This is a genomic window from Streptomyces deserti (assembly GCF_054782695.1).
Genome location: NZ_BAAGRZ010000004.1, coordinates 331,781 through 348,818, shown reverse-complemented (window position 1 = coordinate 348,818; position 17,038 = coordinate 331,781). Strand labels below are relative to the sequence as shown.

Here is a 17,038-nt window from a genome sequence, read left to right as displayed (position 1 = left end):
CCCCTTTCACAGCACGCTCGTCATGCCGCCGTCGACGTACAGCACCTGCCCGTTGACGAAGTCCGCGGCGGGTGAGGCGAGGAACAGCACCCCGCCCACCAGGTCCGCCGTACGGCCCCAGCGCCCGGCCGGGGTGCGCCGGCGGACCCACGCGCTGAACTCCTCGTCCTCGACGAGGGGCCGGGTCAGCTCGGTCTCGATGTAGCCGGGCCCGAGCCCGTTGACCTGCACGCCGTGCGGACCCCAGTCGGCGCACATGCCCTTGGTGAGCATCTTCAGGGCGCCCTTGGTGGCCGCGTAGGGCGCGATGCCGGGGCGGGCCACCTCGCTCTGCAGCGAGCAGATGTTGATGATCTTGCCGTGGCCGCGTTCGGTCATCCGCCGGGCCGCCTCGCGGCCGACCAGGAACGCGCTGGTGAGGTTGGTGTGCAGGATCCGGTGCCAGTCGGCGTCGGTGAACTCCAGAAGCGTGGCGCGCAGTTGCATGCCCGCGTTGTTGACCAGGATGTCGAGCGGGCCCACCCGCTCCTCGACGTCCGCGATCCCGTCCCGTACGGACGAGCCGTCGGTGACGTCGAACACGGCCGTGTGCACCCGGTCGCCGGGCAGTTCGGCGGCGGCCCCGGCCAGCCGGTCCGCGTCCCGCCCGTTCAGGACGACCGTGCAGCCCGCCTCCGCCAGGCCACGGGCGAGAGCGAGTCCGATGCCCCGGCTGGAGCCGGTCACCAGGGCCGTACGGCCGCTGATGTCGAAGAGGGGGTGAGCCGTCATCGCCGTGCCAACTCCTAGATCACGAGGGACAGCAGCAGGACCACGCCACCCGCGACCACGGAGATGATGCACTCCATGACCGACCAGGTCTTCAGGTTCTGGCCGACGCTGAGCCCGAAGTACTCCTTGACCAGCCAGAACCCTGCGTCGTTGACATGGCTCAGGAAGAGCGAGCCCGCGCCGATGGCCAGCACCAGCAGGGCGGCGTGCGTGGTCGACATGTCGGCCGCCAGCGGGGCGACCAGGCCGGCCGCCGAGACCGTCGCCACGGTCGCCGAACCGGTCGCCAGCCGGATCGCCACCGCGATCAGCCAGGCCAGCAGCAGGGCGGGGATCGACCAGTCCTCGGAGATGTCCAGGATCATCCGGCCCACACCGGAGTCGATCAGCGTCTGCTTGAAGCCGCCGCCCGCGCCGACGATCAGCAGGATGCCCGCGATGGGCCCGAGGCTCTTCTCGACGAGCGGCGAGATCCGCTCCTTGGAGTACCCGGCGGGCCGCAGCAGCGTGAAGATGCCGACGAGGACGGCGGCCAGCAGGGCGATCATCGGGGCGCCGATGACGTCGAAGACGCGCTGCACCGGGTTCTCGGGGTCGTCGATGACGATGTCGACCAGCGCCTTGGCGAGCATCAGGATGACCGGCAGCAGGACCGTGATCAGCGTGGCGCCGAAGCCGGGACGCTTCTCCAGGTCGTCGGAGGCGCGCTGGGGGATCATCCGCTCGGGAGCCGGGACGTCCACCCAGCGGGCCGCGACCTTGGAGAACAGCGGACCGGCGATGATCACCGTGGGTATGGCGACGAGGACGCCGAGCGCGAGCGTGACGCCGAGGTCGGCCTTGACCGCGTCGATCGCGACCAGCGGACCCGGGTGCGGCGGGACCAGGCCGTGCATCACGGACAGGCCCGCGAGCGCCGGGATGCCGATCCGCATCAGGGAGTAGTTGCCGCGCTTGGCGACCATCAGCACGACCGGGATCAGCAGCACGATGCCGACCTCGAAGAACAGCGGCAGACCGATCACCGAGGCGATCAGCACCATCGCCCACGGCATCGACCGGCCACCGGCCTTGTCGAGGATGGTGTCGACGATCTGGTCGGCGCCGCCGGAGTCGGCGAGCATCTTGCCGAGGATCGCGCCGAGCGCGATCAGCACGCCCACACCGGCGACCGTGGAGCCGAGGCCGGTGCTGAAACTGGTGAGGACCTTGTCCAGCGGCGCCCCGGCGAACGCGCCGAGCGCCAGTGACCCGATGGTCAGCGCCAGGAAGGCGTGCAGCTTGAACTTGGTGATGAGCAGGACGATGACGGCTATGCCCGCCAGGACGGCGATGCCCAGCTGAGCGTGGCCGGCCGAGGTGATCGGCTCGGGTGCGTCCGCTGCCAGCATCTCGACGCTGAGTCTGGTCACGGTGGGGTTCCCTTGCGGTAACGGGGACTTGGGGAGAGGAGCGGCCGGGGCCGGGCTGCTGGAACTGCTGGAACTACAGGCACTGCCGGAACTACTGGATGGGCTCGGGGAGCGAGCTGAGGGCGTGCATCGCCCGCTCGGTGATCTCCTCCGGGCTGCCCGTGACGTCCACGGCGACCCCCGCCTCGTCCGGCCCGAGCGGCTGGAGCGTGGCGAACTGGGAGTCGAGCAGTGCCGTGGGCATGAAGTGCCCCTGCCGGTGCGACATCCGGTCCTCGATGAGCGCGCGGTCACCCGTGAGGTGCACGAAGACCACGCCGGGCGCGGCGGCCCGCAGCCGGTCGCGGTACGACCGCTTCAGCGCCGAGCAACTGACCGCCCCGCCGAGCCCCGCCCGCCCCTGCGCCCAGTCACCGATGGCGTCCAGCCAGGGCCACCGGTCCTCGTCCGTCAGGGGGGTCCCGGCCGACATCTTGGCGATGTTGGCCTGCGGGTGGAAGTCGTCGCCCTCGGCGTACGGGACGCCGAGCCGGGCCGCGAGCAGGGGACCGATGGTGGTCTTGCCGGTGCCCGCGACGCCCATCACCACGACGACATGGGGGGTGTTCATCGCTGCCTCACTGTCTGCTGTCCGAGGTCGACACGTGATGTCGACGCAACTGAAACGCATTAGATAAGACGAATTCAAGAGTCTGTGATGAATAAGTCTGACTTTTTGTCTGCGTGATCCACCCCGTACGCTGAGTGCATGAGCACACCGGGCCGGGGGCTGCACGGCCACGTACTGGACACCCTCGGCCCCGAGATCACCGCGGGCGAGTACCCGCCGGGGAGCGTCCTGCGTACGGACGAACTCGCCCAGCGTTTCGACGTGTCGCGCTCCGTGATGCGCGAGGCGGTCCGCGTGCTGGAGTCCATGCACCTGGTCGAGTCCCGCCGCCGCGTCGGCGTGACGGTCCTGCCGAAGTCCGAGTGGAACGTGTACGACCCCCAGGTCATCCGCTGGCGCCTGGCGGGCAAGGACCGCCCCCGGCAGCTGCGTTCCCTCACGGTGCTGCGCTCGGCGATCGAGCCGGTGGCGGCGGGCCTGGCCGCGAAGCACGCGACCGCCGAACAGTGCGCCGAACTGACCCAGTGCGCCCTCGGCATGGTCGCCAACTCGCGCGGCCACAAGCTGGAGGAGTACCTCGTCCACGACGTGGCCTTCCACCGTGTGATCCTCAACGCCTCCGGCAACGAGATGTTCGCCCGCCTCGGCGACGTCGTGGCGGAGGTCCTGGCCGGCCGCACCCATCACGACGTGATGTTCGACGACCCCGACCCGGCCGCCGTCACCCTGCACGTCCAGGTCGCCGAGGCGGTCCGCGAGGGCGACGCGGCGCGTGCGGAGGAACTGACCCGGGAGATCACGGTGGGCGCCCTGCAGGAGCTGGACATACTGGCGCCGTGAGGCGCTACTCCAGGAACTCCCCGTCGACGTACACCCATGCCCCGTCGACCCGCTCGAACCGGCTCCGCTCGTGCAGCGAACCGCCCCGGTAGGACGCCCGGAAGGTCACGGTCCCGGTGGAGTGGAAGGCCGACCCCTCACTCGTGTCGAGGATCTCCAGCCCGGTCCACCGCATCCGCGGATCGAGGTCGAGGCGCTCGGGCCGGGTCCGCGGATGCCACGTCCGCAGCAGATACCCCGCGTCCCCCTTCACGAAGGCGCTGTACCGCGACCGCATCAGCGCCTCGGCGGTCGGCGCGGAGGCGGCCCCCGAGTGGTAACGGCGGCAGCACTTCTCGTACGGCTCGGGCAGCCCGCACGGGCAGGAACGCGTGGTCATGCCCGCCATTGTGCTCGACGGCCGCGCGTGCCTAGGCGCCGGGCAGCGGCGGCAACGCCGTCCCGTACACCCACGCCTCGAACAGCTCGTCCAGCGGCTCCTCCGCGCACCGGGCCACGTGCGCGGTGAAGGCCGCGGTCGTCACCGCCCCGCCCCGGTGCAGCCCCGCCCAGCCACGCAGCATGCGGAAGAAGGCGTCGTCGCCCATCGCGCAGCGCAGGGCGTGCAGGACGAGCCCGCCGCGCTCGTAGAGCCGGTCGTCGAACATCTGCTTGCGGCCGGGGTCCGCCAGCCGCAGGTCCTGCGGCAGCGACGACAGCGACCGGTGCGCGGCGGCGGCCAGTTGCCGGGCGTCACGGCCCCCCGACCGCTCCGACCACAGCCACTCGGCGTACTTCGCGAACCCCTCGTTGAGCCAGATGTGCCGCCAGTCGGCGATGGACACGCTGTTGCCGAACCACTGGTGCGCCAGCTCGTGCGCGACGAGCCGTTCCCAGCCGCGCGCCCCGTCCACGTGGTTGGCGCCGAACAGCGACAGCCCCTGTGCCTCGACGGGGACGTCGAGCTCCTCCTCGGTCACCACGACCGCGTACTCGGCGAAGGGGTAGGGCCCGAACAGCTCCTGGAACAGCTCCATCATCGCGGGCTGCCGTGCGAAGTCCCGCGAGAACTCCGGGAGGAGGTGCGCCGGGATGTGCCCGTGCTGCGGTACACCGCCCGGCCCCGGGTCGCCCAGCAGCACCGTCTGGTACTTCCCGATCGACAGGCCTACGAGATAGCTGGACGTCGGCGCCGACTGCTCGTACACCCAGGTGGTCGTGGAGGCCTTCGTCGTACGGGTCAGCAGCCGCCCGCCCGCCACCACCGCGTACACCGACGGCGTGGTGATCGAGATCTGGTACGACGCCTTGTCGGCGGGCCGGTCGTTGCACGGGTACCAGGACGGCGCCCCGATCGGCTGGCTCGCCACCAGCGCCCCGTCCGCCAGCTCCTCCCACCCGAGCCCGCCCCAGGGACTGTTCACTGGCTTGGGATTGCCCGACCAGTGCACCTCGACCGTGAACGCGGCCCCGGCGCGCACCGGCTTCGCGGGGCGGACCCGCAGCCTGCCGCCGCGGTGCGTGTAGTGCGCCTGCCGGCCGTCGACGCGCACCCGGCCGATGCGGAAGCCGGCCAGGTTGAGCTGGAACTCGGTGAGCGGCGACCGGCCCGCGATGGCGTTGATCCGCGCCGACCCCGACAGGCGGTTCGGGCCGGGGCGGTAGTCCAGCGCGAGCTCGTACCGGTGCACCCGGTACCGCGGGTCACCGTGGTCCGGGAAGTACGGGTCCTTGCCCGCCGCCTGCTGAACTGCCACTGCCGCCTGTGCTCCCTGCGCTGTGCCGCTGCCATGTCGTGCCGGTGCACCGCCTGACGGCTCCGAGCGGCCCGCGCTCACGAACGCCATGCCTCGATCGGATTGCCGAGCCAACGGGTGTCGTCGGGAACGGACTCCGCGGCCATGACGAGCGACGCGGGACCCAGGGTCGTACGGGCCCCGACCGTGCTGCCCGGCAGCACGATCCCGCCAGGACCCAGCGTCGCGCCCTCACGGAGGACCACAGTATCCGTCCGCAAGATCCGGTCGTGGAAGAGGTGCGTCTGCAGCACACAGCCCCGGTTCACCGTGGCCCCGTCGCCGAGCGTCACCAGGTCCGTCTCCGGCAGCCAGTAGCTCTCCACCCACACGCCCCGGCCGATCCGCGCGCCCAGCCCGCGCAGCCACGCCGTCATCAGCGGCGTACCGGCCACGGACCCGGCCAGCCACGGCACCGCCAGCACCTCGACGAAGGTGTCCGCCAGCTCGTTGCGCCACACGAACGCGCTCCACAGCGGATGCTCACCCGTGCGGTGCCGCCCCACGAGCAGCCACTTGGCGAGGATCGAGACGCCGGCCGCCAGCGCACCCGCCGCGAGCAGCACGATTCCCGACAGCGGCCAGGCCCAGCCGCCCAGCGCGCACAGCGCCGCCACCGTCAGCACCGCCAGCCCCGCCGAGCAGAACACCGGCACGATCCGGCACAGCTCCACCAGAGCGCGCGCCCACCGCAGCCGGGCCGGCGGTTCGTACGTCCGGCTCCGGTCGCCGCCGGCCGCGGCGCGCGGCAGCCTGACCGGCGGCAGCCCTAGATACGACGTGCCCTTCTTCGCCTTCTTCGGTGTCGCCGACAGCACCCCGACCAGCCCGCCGTCCGGCACGGACCGCCCCGGCGCCGTCATCCCCGAGTTCCCGAGGAAGGCCCGCCGCCCGATCCGGGCCCGCCCGATCCGCATCCAGCCGCCGCCGAGCTGGTACGGCGCGGTCAGCGTGTCGTCGGCCAGGAACGCCCCCTCGCCGACCGTGGTCAGGCTGGGCAGCGCGAGCACCGTGGACACCTCGGCGCCCCGCCCGATCCGCATCCCGAGCAGCCGCAGCCACACCGGCGTCGCCAGCCCGGCGTACAGCGGGAACAGCGTCTCCCGCGCCCGGTCCATCAGCTGCGTGACGGTCCACGCCTGCCAGCCGACCCTGCTGTACGCGGGATGCGTCCCCTCGCGCAGGCCCAGGCTCAGCAGGCGTACGGCGATCAGGAGCAGCAGCGCGTACACCAGCCCGAAGGCCAGCGTCGCCGGTACGAGGGCGAGGGCGGCGCCCGTCAGGACCGCACCCGGCGTGATGAACACCCGGGCCACCAGCAGCGCGGCCGCTCCCGCCAGCACCGGCAGCGCGGTCAGCGCCAGGCCGGTCACGCCGTACATCGCCCGCCACGGCCTGCCGCGCCCCGGCCGCTCCTTCGGCCAGGGGCGCTTGGCCTTGCCGAGTTTGGCCGCGGGCGCGCCCGCCCACCGCTGACCGGTGGGAATCTGGCCCGTGACCGCCGAACCGGGCGCCACCTCGGCCCGCTTGCCCACCCGGGCGCCCGGGAAGAGCACACTGCGCGTGCCGACGACGGCGTGCGCGCCCACCCTGACCGCGCCGACCTCCAGCCGGTCGCCGTCCAGCCAGTACCCGGACAGCTCCACCTCGGACTCGACGGCCGCGCCCCGCCCCAGCTTGAGCATGCCGGTGACCGGGGGCAGCGAGTGCAGGTCGACGTCCGGCCCGACCCTGGCGCCCAGCGCCCGCGCGTACCGCTCCAGCCACGCCCCGGTCAGCGAGGTCGCCCCGCTGAACTCGGCCAGCCGCTCGGCCGTCCACAGCCGGAGATGGACGCCGCCACCGCGCGGATAACGGCCGGGCTCAAGACCGTGCAGCAGCAGCCGCGCCCCGCCCGCGGCGACCGCGAGCCGCCCCGGCGGGCTGAAGAGGACCACGGCCCCGGCCGCGACCAGCCACCACGGGGCGGTCGGCAGCCAGGAGTACGCGGGCAGCAGATTCCCGAGGGCGGCCAGCACCACCGTCCAGCGCAGCCCGAGCAGAGTGAACAACGGGACGAGCAGCAGGAGTTGAAGCAGCTGCGCCCGCCTCGGCACCGGGGCGACGACCCGCGCCGCCCCGTCGTCCTGCGCGGACTCCTCCAGACGGCGGGCGAGCTTGCGCAGCACCGGCTGCTGGTAGAGGTCCAGGACGGCGGCGCTCGGGTAGCGGGCGCGCAGCCGCGTGGTCAGCTGGGCCGCGGCGAGACTGCCGCCGCCGATCGCGAAGAAGTCGTCGGAGGCCGACGTCACCGGGATGCCGAGAACCTCCGTCCACTGCTCGGCGAGCCAGGCCTCCGTGCCGTACAACCGCTCGGCCGGGCCACCGGTGTCCAGCCCCTCCAGCGGCCAGGGCAGCGCGTTGCGGTCCACCTTGCCCGACGTGCGGGTCGGCAGCTCGTCGACCGGCGCCGGCAACGGCACCAGCGCGGCGGGCAGTTCGGCCCGCAGCCTCTCGACCGCCGCCGCCTGGTCCCAGCCGTCCTGGGTGACGACGTACCCGACGAGGAGCTGGTTGCCGCCGCGGGCGGTCCGCACGGCCGCCGCGGCCCCCGCCACCCCGGGCAGCGCCTGCAACGCGGCGTCCACCTCGCCCAGTTCGATCCGCCGTCCGCCGAGCTTGATCTGCTCGTCGGCCCGCCCGAGGAAGACCAGCCCCTCGGGCTCCGCCCTGACCAGGTCCCCGCTGCGGTAGGCCCGCGCCCAGCCCAGCGACTCGAGCGGCGCGTACTTCTCCGCGTCCTTCCCGGCGTCGAGATACCGCGCCAGCCCGACCCCGCCGATCACCAACTCCCCGCTGCCGCCCATCGGCACGGGCTCCCCGGCCTCGTCCACGACGGCCAGTTCCCAGCCGTCCAGCGGCAGCCCGATCCGGATCGGCTCCTCCCCGCTCATCAGCGACGCACACGCCACGACGGTCGCCTCGGTGGGCCCGTACGTGTTCCACACCTCGCGCCCCTCGGTCACCAGCCGCCGCGCCAGCTCGGGCGGGCAGGCCTCACCACCGAAGATCAGCAGCCGTACGTCGTTGAGAGCCTCGGGCTCCCAAAGGGCCGCCAGCGTCGGCACGGTGGACACGACGGTGATCTCCTGCTCGACCAGCCACGGCCCGAGATCGGCACCGCTCCTGACCTGCGCGCGCGGCACCGGCACCAGACAGGCCCCGTACCGCCACGCCAGCCACATCTCCTCGCAGGACGCGTCGAACGCGACGGACAGCCCCGCCATCACCCGGTCCCCGGGCCCGATCGGATCGTCGGTCAGGAACAGCGCGGCCTCGGCGTCCACGAAGGCGGCGGCGCTGCGGTGGCTGACGGCGACCCCCTTCGGCTTCCCGGTGGAACCGGACGTGAAGATGACCCACGCGTCCTGCCCGACACCGGGACGGGCGGCGGGCACGTCGCTGCGCGACAGGACGGCCAGCTCGTGCCCGCTCCTGACGACGGCCCGGACACCCGCCTCCCCGAACACCAACTCGGCCCGCTCGTCCGGGTCCTCGGCGTCCACGGGCACGTAGGCGGCACCGGCGGCCAGCACGGCGAGGACGGCGACGTACAGATCGTTGGTACCGGACGGGACCCGGACCCCCACCCGGTCCCCGAGCCCGACCCCGGCACCGGCGAGCCGCCGCCGCAGCCGCTCCACCTCGACGGCCAGCGCACGGTAGGTGAGCTGCGTCGTCCCGTCGTCCAGGGCGAGTTCGTCCGGATACGACCGCACGGACGCGTCGAACACGTCGACAAGCGTCCGCAGGGAGGCCGCCGGACCCCCGGAGAAACGTGCCGTATCGCCGAACCGCTCGCGGATCTCCTCTTCGAACAGGCCAAGAGCACTGCTCTCGTGCAGGGCTGCCATCGGTCCTCGCCTCTCGTTCCCGGAAGCTCCGGGGCGCTGGCGGGCCCGCAGGTCTGCCTGGGGTTGTCCGGCTCCAGCTCCGTAACAAGCCGGAAATATTAGTACGGAGCCGGGCTCGGCACCTTCTGCCGGCCACTCGGAACGGCCCTCCGGGAGCGCACGGGGGAGCGGCGCAGGGGCGGTGACCTGGTGATCTTCGGGGCGGCGAGACATGCCCCACACAACGAGTGAGGGCCGCGACCCACTGGCCGCGACCCTCACTCGTTGTGTGTGTCCGAGGGGGGACTTGAACCCCCACGCCCGATAAAGGGCACTAGCACCTCAAGCTAGCGCGTCTGCCATTCCGCCACCCGGACAAGGTGTCTGTCGCGCGGGCTTCCCCTCGCGGCGACGACGTAAACATTACCAGGCTTTCCGGGGTGGCCGATCACCCCCCGGCCCGCCGTCCCCACGTGAACGGCGTATGACGGGCCGGGACCGCTCTTGGGTGTGCGCGGTGGGGGAGGGAGGATGTGGAGGACCCACCAGCAGTGACAGCGGGAGGAAGCACGTGAGCGAGACGGGCACGGCCAAGAACGTCACCGGCGAGGACGAGGTCGTGGACCTCTGCCGCGAGCTGATCCGGATCGACACCAGCAACTACGGCGACCACTCGGGTCCGGGCGAGCGCAAGGCGGCCGAGTACGTCGCCGAGAAGCTCGCCGAGGTGGGACTCGAGCCGAAGATCTTCGAGTCCCACCCGGGGCGCGCCTCCACGGTCGCCCGGATCGAGGGGGAGGACCCGTCCCGGCCCGCACTGCTCATCCACGGGCACACCGACGTCGTCCCGGCCAACGCGGACGACTGGACCCATCACCCCTTCTCCGGCGAGATCGCGGACGGCTGTGTGTGGGGCCGCGGCGCCGTCGACATGAAGGACATGGACGCGATGACCCTGGCGGTCGTCCGCGACCGGCTGCGCAGCGGACGCAAGCCGCCGCGCGACATCGTGCTGGCCTTCCTCGCGGACGAGGAGGCCGGCGGCACGTACGGCGCCAAGCACCTCGTCCGCAAGCACCCCGAGCTCTTCGAGGGCGTCACCGAGGCGATCGGTGAGGTCGGCGGATTCTCCTTCACCGTCAACGAGAAGCTGCGGCTCTATCTCGTCGAGACCGCCGAGAAGGGCATGCACTGGATGCGGCTCACCGTCGACGGCACGGCCGGGCACGGCTCGATGACCAACACGGACAACGCGATCACCGAACTGTGCGAGGCGGTCGCGCGGCTCGGCCGGCACACGTGGCCGGTGCGGATCACCAAGACCGTACGGGCCTTCCTCGACGAGCTCTCCGACGCGCTCGGCGTCGAACTCGACCCCGAGAACATGGACGAGACCCTCGCCAGGCTCGGCGGCATCGCCCGCATGATCGGCACGACGCTGCGCAACTCGGCCGCGCCCACCATGCTCGGCGCCGGCTACAAGGTCAACGTCATCCCCGGCCAGGCCACCGCCCACGTCGACGGCCGTTTCCTGCCCGGTTACGAGGAGGAGTTCCTCGCCGACCTCGACCGGATCCTCGGCCCGCGCGTGAAGCGCGAGGACGTGCACGCCGACAAGGCCCTGGAGACCGACTTCGACGGCAAGCTCGTCGACGCCATGCAGAGCGCGCTGAGCGCCGAGGACCCGATCGCGCGGGCCGTGCCGTACATGCTCTCCGGCGGCACCGACGCCAAGTCCTTCGACGACCTCGGCATCCGCTGCTTCGGCTTCGCGCCGCTGAAGCTGCCGCCGGAGCTGGACTTCGCGGGCATGTTCCACGGCGTGGACGAGCGGGTGCCGGTGGAGGGCCTGAAGTTCGGCGTGCGGGTGCTGGACCGTTTCATCGAAGCGTCCTGATCCCTCGGCCGTCCCGGTCCCCCTGGCCATGCTGTGTCCCTTGGTCATTGATAACGCCTCGGTAATCGGCCATGTGTACGGGAGTGCCCGACAAAGAGTGAATGCGACCATAGGCTCGTAGCTTCATTACTCCCTCCTCGTTACTCGTCATGTGATCCGCAATTGGGATCGCTTTGCCAACGAGGAGGAATAATGATCAAGAAGGTCGTCGCTGCTGCGGCTGCCACTGGTGGGCTGGTTCTCGCGGGCGCGGGCCTTGCCGTTGCCGACTCGGGTGCTCAGGGTGCCGCCGCGCACTCCCCGGGCGTTCTGTCCGGCAACGTTGTTCAGGCGCCTGTTCACGTCCCGGTGAACGTCTGCGGCAACACGGTCTCCGTGATCGGGCTGCTGAACCCCGCCTTCGGTAACTCCTGCATCAACAAGTGACGTTGTGCCTCGCCCGCTAGGGCCGAGCCCTTGAGGGTTTGAGCCCGTCGGCCCCGGAGCGCGTGCCATGCGCTCCGGGGCCGACCGGTCTTTTTCGAAACACCGAAACGTCGGAATGTCGGAATCCCGAATCGGGTGGGATTCCGGCGAGAAGGTCGAAGGCAGGGAATCAGCTATGCGACAGGTCACCCGCAAGGGCCTGATGACGGTGGCGGCGGCGACCGGCGTGATCGCCGCGGCGGGCGGCAGCGCCCACGCCACCGGCGGCTCGGCCGCGAGCGGCACCGCTTCGGGGTCGCCCGGCGTGCTGTCCGGGAACTCGGTGCAGGCACCGGTGCACGCGCCGGTGAACGTCTGCGGCAACACGGTCAACGTCGTCGGCGTGCTCAACCCGTCGGTGGGCAACTCGTGCGCCAACCAGGGCGGCGGCTCGTCGTCGGGAGGATACGGCGAGTCCGGCGGACACGGCGGCGCCCACTCCGGCGGCCACGCCAGCGACTCGCCGGGTGTCGGCTCCGGCAACCACGTCGAGGCGCCGATCCACGCACCCGTGAACGTCTGCGGCAACAGCGTCAACGTCGTCGGGATCGGCAACGCCACCACCGGCAACGACTGCACGAACGGCGGCTCCGGCGGCCACCACGCCAACCCGCCGGGCGGCGGCAACGAGACCCCCGGACAGCCGGGCGAGCCCGGAAACCCGGGGAACCCCGGCACCCCGGGGAATCCCGGAGACCCGGGGAACCCTGGAAACCCCGGGAACCCTGTAAACCCTGGAAACCCGGGTGATCCCGGCAACCCGGACAACCCGGTGGAGTCCGGCAGGCCCGGCACCCCGGGCACGTCGCCCACCACGGACGGCGGGACGCCGGGCGGCTCCTCGTACGGCAACCAGCCGGGCGCCCTGTCCGTCACCCAGCCCAAGGGCACAGCCCAGCTCGCCAGCACCGGCAGCGACCTGCCGATGGGCCTCGTCCTGCCGGTCGGCGCGGGCGCGCTGCTGGCGGGCGCGGTCCTGTACCGCAAGGCACGGACCTCTCAGTGACAGCCGGGCATACGGAGCGGGCCCCGCGCCCGCGGGGCCCGCTCCGTATGGGTCATCTCACCATGTGGCGCGTACCTGGCGGATGATCCGCCGCCGCAACCGCACCCTGCGGCTGCCGTCGCGCAACAGGCTCAGGCGGTACAACTCCCAGTGTCCGTACTCGGCGTGGTCCGTCAGCAGACGTGCCGTCTCCTTGCGGGAGACCCCGCGAGGTACGTACACGTCGACAAATTCGTATTCCGGCATCGCATCTATTGTGCGGTCTGGGGCCTGGTACGGATAGCGTCTGCAGTATGTCTGATGCTGCGCAGCCCACCGCTGCTGAGGTACGCGCCGCCGCCGAGGCGGTCAAGACCGCGCTCGACCGCCACCTGGCCGCGGTCGAACGCCGGTCGGGGGAGGACGACCCGGCCGTCTACGAGGCGTTCAACCAGCTGGCCGCGGCCGCAGAGGCGTACGACGAACTGCTCTACGACCGCTACGACGAGGTCACGCCCTTCGAGATCCCCGGTGCGGAGGAGGCGCTGCCGCCGTACACGGGCCCCGAGGAACCGAACGCGCTGAGCGTGCTGATCCGTCGCGACTACGCCGTGGCGGAGCCGCAGCGGCTGCTGGCGCAGGCCCAGCGGATCGAGGCGGCGGACGAGGACGCGGGCGCGGACGTCTCCGGCACGGTGCACGGCGCGCTCGGCCTGCTGTTCGGCGAGTTCGAACCGGACGAGATCGCCTCCCGGCACAAGGAGTTCGGGCTGGAGGAGGGCGACTCCACGCTCTGGGTGACGGCGGCGGACGAACCGGCCGATCCCGGAGAGTGGCTGGAGGCGCCGTTCGAGCAGATCGATGCGCAGCGGGTGATCTGCCGTTTCGACGTGAGCGCGGTGTTCGACGACGAGATCGACGACGTCGACGACGACCTGGACGAGGACGAACTCGAGGACGAGCTCGACACGGACCTGGACGAGGACGAGGACCTGGAGCCGCTGGACGCCGATCGCTGAGCGGACCGGCCGGCCGTCACGACGGCGGTGGCCACGGGGAACACGCCCGTGACCACCGCCGTCGTCCGTCGCGGACCGGGTTCAGCCGACCGCCGTGACCTGTGGGGCGAGCAGCACCGGCAGCCGGGTCGTCCGGGGCTTGGCCGGCACCTCGGCCACGGCCCGGGGCAGCGCCTGCTCCACGCCGTGCACCACGGACAGATGCCGGTCGGCCCGGCCGAACGCCGTGTAGACCCAGGGGCGGCTCAGCGTCTGCGCGGCATCACCGGGCAGCACCACGACCACCGCGGGCCACCGGCAGCCCACCGCCTGGTGCGCGGTCAGCGCCCACCCGTGCCGTACGCAGCTCTCCACCCGCTCCTTCGGTACGACGACGGCCTCGCCCGCGCACGACAGGTGCAGTCCCTCGGCGTCGGCCTTCACCACACGGCCCGGCAGCGTCCGTCCCGGAACGGGGGAGTAGACGATCCGGTCGCCGGGGTCGAAGCCGCCGAAGCGCCCGGGGCCCGGATTCAGCCGCTCCTTCAACGCCGCGTTCAGCGCGCGTGTGCCGACGGCACCACCGTGCCCCGGGGTGATCACCTGGGTCTGGTCGGCCGGGACACCGATCGCCCGCGGGACGGAGTCGGCCACGAGTTGCACGGTCCGGTGCACGGCCTCGCCCGCGTCCCGCACCGGCACGATCACGACCTCCTTGCCGGGGGCCTCGACCTGGTTCAGCTCGCCGATGCCGATACCGGAGACCAGCTCGCCCAGCGGGCCGGGGTCCGGCCGCCGCGAGGCGACCTGCGGGCAGATCCGGGCGGCCAGCAGATCGGCGAACACCCGCCCGGGGCCCACCGACCACAGCACCGCCGGATCCCCGGCCAGCACCAGCCGGGCACCGTCCGGCAGCGACTCCGTGAGCAGCGCCGCCGTCTCGACGTCCAGCTGCGGGGCGTCGAGCACGACGAGGAGATCGAGGTCCAGCGCACCGTCGGCGTCCCGACCGGGCCCCTCGGCACCGGACAGCAGACCGGCGACGGTGACGACGGCCTCTGCGGCCGGGGCCGCGGCGGGGCCGGCCGCAGAGGCCGTCTCCGGCACGGGCCCGGGCGCCGGGGACCCGTCGGCCGCGGCGTCGCCGCCCCGGCCGGAGCGCCGCAGCACAGCCGCGAAGCGGTCGCGGCCGACCGGGCTGTGCGTGGCGGCCCAGGCGCGCAGACCGAGGCCGTGGGCCACCCGGAGCAGCACCGCCGGTTCGGCGAGGGAGGCCTCCCCGCCCGTGTGCAGGACCAGGCCGTGGGAGGCGACCGCGCGGATCAGCTCACCGGCCGAACCCCCGGCCGGGGCGGCGGCCCGCTCCCAGTCCTCGACCGAACCGTCCTGTTTCGGCACGGAGTTGACCAGCCGGGCCAGACCGTCGGCGAGACTCTCCTCCGCCAGCGCGTACCGCTCGAGCCCCACCAGGACACGGACCGGATGCTCCTCCTCGTCCCCCTCGTCCCCCTCGTCCCCCTCGTCCCCCTCGTCCTTCTCGCCGCGCTGCGCACCGGGCTCGTCCAGGGCGTCCTGGAAGACCAGCGCCTCACCCTCGGCGATCGTGTCCTGCACGGCCGCGTCCGCATCGGGCACGCCCCGCTGGGCCAGCGCGGCCGTGAGCGCCGCCAGCTCCAGAGCGGTGTGCCCGGCCAGGGCCGCCTGCTCCAGCAGCCAGACCGTGACCGCCCGGCCCCGCCGCTCGTCGCCCGGGCCGCACGTTGGGCCGAGCAACGCCCGCGCGAACCCGTCGGCCTGCTCCGGCCGTACACCCGTGACCCGCAGCAACTGCCAGGGATCCGCCCGCAGCAGCTCGTCCGCGCCCTCGCCGAGCACCGCGGCGACCTGCGGCGCGAGCGCCTCCGGGGCACCGCCCTCGGCCAGCACGGCCTGCACGGCCCGCACGGTCCCGGGGGTGGGAGCCGCAGGCGCGCCGGCCGGCTCGGCCGACACGGGCTGCGGCCGGCGCACCGGCTCCGGCGCGGGGCGGCGCGGAGCGGCCTCCGGCTCGCTGAACACCGCACGCACCGGCTTCTCGCCGCTCTCCACGGCCCGCACGGCGGCGAGCAGATCGGCCGCCGTGCCGCTCAGCTTGGTCCCGCTCTCGATCCGCTTCTTCTCGGCCTTCCGCCGCTCGATGCGCTCCCGCTCCAGCCGCTGGGCCAGCAGCTCGGCCTCCGCCTCGGACAGCTGCCCGGCATCGTCGCCGGTGCTCTTCGCGGCCGGGGTCTCGTCCGTGCCCCCGGTCTGCGGGGCGCCGCCCTCCGCCGCGGCGCCCGGCCTCCCCGGCTCGGCGTCCACGGCGTCGTCAGCGGGCTCGGGCTCCGTGCTCACAGCGTGCTCCAGTCGTGATCGGGATAGCGGTGCACGGGCGCCGACACGTCGTCGAGTGCCCGGCAGATCTCGTCAGGAAGACTAAGGGTCTCCACTGACAATGCCGCCGTGAGCTGCTGCGCGTTGCGCGAGCCGACGATCGGCGCGGCCACGCCGGGCCGGTCGCGGACCCAGGCCAGAGCCACCTGGAGCGGGGTGACCGCCAGCCCGTCCGCCGCCGTCGTCACGGCGTCCACGATCCGGCTGGCCGTGTCGTCCAGGTACGGCGCGACGAACGGCGCGAGATGCTCCGACGCGCCCCGCGAGTCCGGCGGCGCCGCGTCGTTGCGGTACTTCCCGGTCAGCACCCCGCGGCCCAGCGGCGACGACGGCAGCAGACCGATGCCCAGATCCAGCGCGGCGGGCAGCACCTCACGCTCCACGCCGCGCTGGAGCAGCGAGTACTCCATCTGCGTACTCGCCAGCCGGGTCCGGGTGCCCGGCGCCGCCAGCTGCCAGGTCGCCGCCTTGGCGAGCTGCCAGCCGCAGAAGTTGGACACGCCGGCGTAGCGGGCGCGGCCGCTGCTGACCGCCAGGTCGAGAGCCTGGAGGGTCTCCTCCAAGGGGGTGTACGGGTCGAAGGCATGCACGTGCCACAGGTCGACGTAGTCCGTGCCCAGGCGGGAGAGCGAGGCGTCCAGCGCGGAGAGCAGATGGCCGCGCGAGCCGTCGAAGCGGCGGTCGGGGTCCGGTACGCTGCCCGCCTTCGTCGAGATGACCAGGTCCCGGCGCGGCACCAGCCCGTCCATCAGCTTCCCGAGCAGATACTCGGCCTCCCCGTCGCCGTACACGTCCGCAGTGTCGACGAGGGTCCCGCCCGCCTCCCAGAAGGTCTTCATGAGGTCCGCGGCGTCGTGCTCGTCGGTGTCCCTGCCCCAGGTGAGAGTGCCCAGACCGATGCGGGACACGCGCAGGCCGGTGCGGCCGAGATGCCTCTGCTCCATGAACGCCGAGATTACTGGCCACCACCTTGGGATTGGGGGGGCTGTGGACAACCGATT

Annotated in this window: 14 protein-coding genes and 1 tRNA gene; 5 read left to right on the top strand and 10 right to left on the bottom strand. The window is 72.5% G+C overall.

The window, feature by feature from the left end:
- Positions 1-6: 6 nt before the first annotated feature.
- The 3 genes from ACYVMZ_RS11805 to ACYVMZ_RS11795 all read right to left on the bottom strand — a co-directional run bounded on the left by ACYVMZ_RS11805 (position 7) and on the right by ACYVMZ_RS11795 (position 2,793).
- Entirely contained in the window at positions 7-771 is a 765-nt protein-coding gene (locus ACYVMZ_RS11805) for an SDR family oxidoreductase (protein WP_461078421.1), read from the bottom strand.
- Between the two features lie 14 nt (positions 772-785).
- Positions 786-2,183: a GntP family permease gene (locus ACYVMZ_RS11800; protein ID WP_461078419.1), complete on the bottom strand. Its 1,398-nt coding sequence runs from the start codon at positions 2,181-2,183 to the stop codon at positions 786-788.
- A 91-nt stretch (positions 2,184-2,274) separates the two neighbouring features.
- The gene (locus ACYVMZ_RS11795) at positions 2,275-2,793 is read right to left on the bottom strand and encodes a gluconokinase (protein WP_461078417.1); all 519 of its coding nucleotides are present in this window, start codon (positions 2,791-2,793) and stop codon (positions 2,275-2,277) included.
- A 138-nt stretch (positions 2,794-2,931) separates the two neighbouring features.
- Between ACYVMZ_RS11795 and ACYVMZ_RS11790 the strand changes: the two genes are divergently transcribed.
- A complete protein-coding gene (locus tag ACYVMZ_RS11790; protein ID WP_461078415.1) occupies positions 2,932-3,633 on the top strand; it encodes a FadR/GntR family transcriptional regulator in 702 nt (233 codons plus the stop codon).
- Positions 3,634-3,637: 4 nt separating this feature from the next.
- On the opposite strand, the gene ACYVMZ_RS11785 is transcribed toward ACYVMZ_RS11790, so the two are convergent.
- From ACYVMZ_RS11785 to ACYVMZ_RS11770, 4 genes are all read right to left on the bottom strand, one after another.
- A complete protein-coding gene (locus ACYVMZ_RS11785; protein WP_461078413.1) occupies positions 3,638-4,021 on the bottom strand; it encodes a YchJ family protein in 384 nt (127 codons plus the stop codon).
- A gap of 22 nt (positions 4,022-4,043) precedes the next feature.
- Positions 4,044-5,369: a M1 family metallopeptidase gene (locus tag ACYVMZ_RS11780; protein ID WP_461078411.1), complete on the bottom strand. Its 1,326-nt coding sequence runs from the start codon at positions 5,367-5,369 to the stop codon at positions 4,044-4,046.
- A gap of 77 nt (positions 5,370-5,446) precedes the next feature.
- Positions 5,447-9,301 carry a Pls/PosA family non-ribosomal peptide synthetase gene (locus ACYVMZ_RS11775; protein WP_461078409.1) on the bottom strand — a complete coding sequence of 1,285 codons (3,855 nt, stop codon included), beginning with the start codon at positions 9,299-9,301 and terminating at the stop codon, positions 5,447-5,449.
- Positions 9,302-9,572: 271 nt separating this feature from the next.
- Positions 9,573-9,657 (bottom strand) — tRNA-Leu (locus ACYVMZ_RS11770).
- A 194-nt stretch (positions 9,658-9,851) separates the two neighbouring features.
- Between ACYVMZ_RS11770 and ACYVMZ_RS11765 the strand changes: the two genes are divergently transcribed.
- The 3 genes from ACYVMZ_RS11765 to ACYVMZ_RS11755 all read left to right on the top strand — a co-directional run bounded on the left by ACYVMZ_RS11765 (position 9,852) and on the right by ACYVMZ_RS11755 (position 12,648).
- Positions 9,852-11,177 (top strand): M20/M25/M40 family metallo-hydrolase, encoded by a 1,326-nt coding sequence (locus ACYVMZ_RS11765; protein WP_461078407.1) that lies wholly within the window; start codon positions 9,852-9,854, stop codon positions 11,175-11,177.
- A gap of 192 nt (positions 11,178-11,369) precedes the next feature.
- Positions 11,370-11,603 (top strand): chaplin ChpH, encoded by a 234-nt coding sequence (gene chpH / locus ACYVMZ_RS11760; protein ID WP_461078405.1) that lies wholly within the window; start codon positions 11,370-11,372, stop codon positions 11,601-11,603.
- A gap of 175 nt (positions 11,604-11,778) precedes the next feature.
- Positions 11,779-12,648, top strand: a complete 870-nt coding sequence (locus ACYVMZ_RS11755) for a chaplin (RefSeq protein ID WP_461078403.1) — start codon at positions 11,779-11,781, stop codon at positions 12,646-12,648.
- Positions 12,649-12,705: 57 nt separating this feature from the next.
- On the opposite strand, the gene ACYVMZ_RS11750 is transcribed toward ACYVMZ_RS11755, so the two are convergent.
- Positions 12,706-12,894 carry a DUF5703 family protein gene (locus ACYVMZ_RS11750; protein WP_030244084.1) on the bottom strand — a complete coding sequence of 63 codons (189 nt, stop codon included), beginning with the start codon at positions 12,892-12,894 and terminating at the stop codon, positions 12,706-12,708.
- Positions 12,895-12,941: 47 nt separating this feature from the next.
- On the opposite strand from ACYVMZ_RS11750, the gene ACYVMZ_RS11745 reads away from it, so the two are divergent.
- Positions 12,942-13,646 (top strand): hypothetical protein, encoded by a 705-nt coding sequence (locus tag ACYVMZ_RS11745; protein WP_461078401.1) that lies wholly within the window; start codon positions 12,942-12,944, stop codon positions 13,644-13,646.
- Positions 13,647-13,727: 81 nt separating this feature from the next.
- Here ACYVMZ_RS11745 and ACYVMZ_RS11740 read toward each other — a convergent pair whose 3' ends face one another.
- The gene (locus tag ACYVMZ_RS11740; protein ID WP_461078399.1) at positions 13,728-15,998 is read right to left on the bottom strand and encodes a helix-hairpin-helix domain-containing protein; all 2,271 of its coding nucleotides are present in this window, start codon (positions 15,996-15,998) and stop codon (positions 13,728-13,730) included.
- Positions 15,995-16,981, bottom strand: a complete 987-nt coding sequence (locus tag ACYVMZ_RS11735; RefSeq protein ID WP_461078397.1) for an aldo/keto reductase — start codon at positions 16,979-16,981, stop codon at positions 15,995-15,997. The genes ACYVMZ_RS11740 and ACYVMZ_RS11735 overlap by 4 nt, the downstream gene beginning before the upstream one ends.
- Positions 16,982-17,038 lie beyond the last annotated feature (57 nt).

What these genes read in the sequence shown, in the direction of transcription:
- ACYVMZ_RS11805 (WP_461078421.1), bottom strand. Translation starts at nt 771, where the DNA reads ATGACGGCTCACCCCCTCTTCGACATCAGCGGCCGTACGGCCCTGGTG.
- ACYVMZ_RS11795 (WP_461078417.1), bottom strand. Translation starts at nt 2,793, where the DNA reads ATGAACACCCCCCATGTCGTCGTGGTGATGGGCGTCGCGGGCACCGGC.
- ACYVMZ_RS11790 (WP_461078415.1), top strand. Translation starts at nt 2,932, where the DNA reads ATGAGCACACCGGGCCGGGGGCTGCACGGCCACGTACTGGACACCCTC.
- ACYVMZ_RS11785 (WP_461078413.1), bottom strand. Translation starts at nt 4,021, where the DNA reads ATGGCGGGCATGACCACGCGTTCCTGCCCGTGCGGGCTGCCCGAGCCG.
- ACYVMZ_RS11775 (WP_461078409.1), bottom strand. Translation starts at nt 9,301, where the DNA reads ATGGCAGCCCTGCACGAGAGCAGTGCTCTTGGCCTGTTCGAAGAGGAG.
- chpH (WP_461078405.1), top strand. Translation starts at nt 11,370, where the DNA reads ATGATCAAGAAGGTCGTCGCTGCTGCGGCTGCCACTGGTGGGCTGGTT.
- ACYVMZ_RS11755 (WP_461078403.1), top strand. Translation starts at nt 11,779, where the DNA reads ATGCGACAGGTCACCCGCAAGGGCCTGATGACGGTGGCGGCGGCGACC.
- ACYVMZ_RS11750 (WP_030244084.1), bottom strand. Translation starts at nt 12,894, where the DNA reads ATGCCGGAATACGAATTTGTCGACGTGTACGTACCTCGCGGGGTCTCC.
- ACYVMZ_RS11745 (WP_461078401.1), top strand. Translation starts at nt 12,942, where the DNA reads ATGTCTGATGCTGCGCAGCCCACCGCTGCTGAGGTACGCGCCGCCGCC.
- ACYVMZ_RS11735 (WP_461078397.1), bottom strand. Translation starts at nt 16,981, where the DNA reads ATGGAGCAGAGGCATCTCGGCCGCACCGGCCTGCGCGTGTCCCGCATC.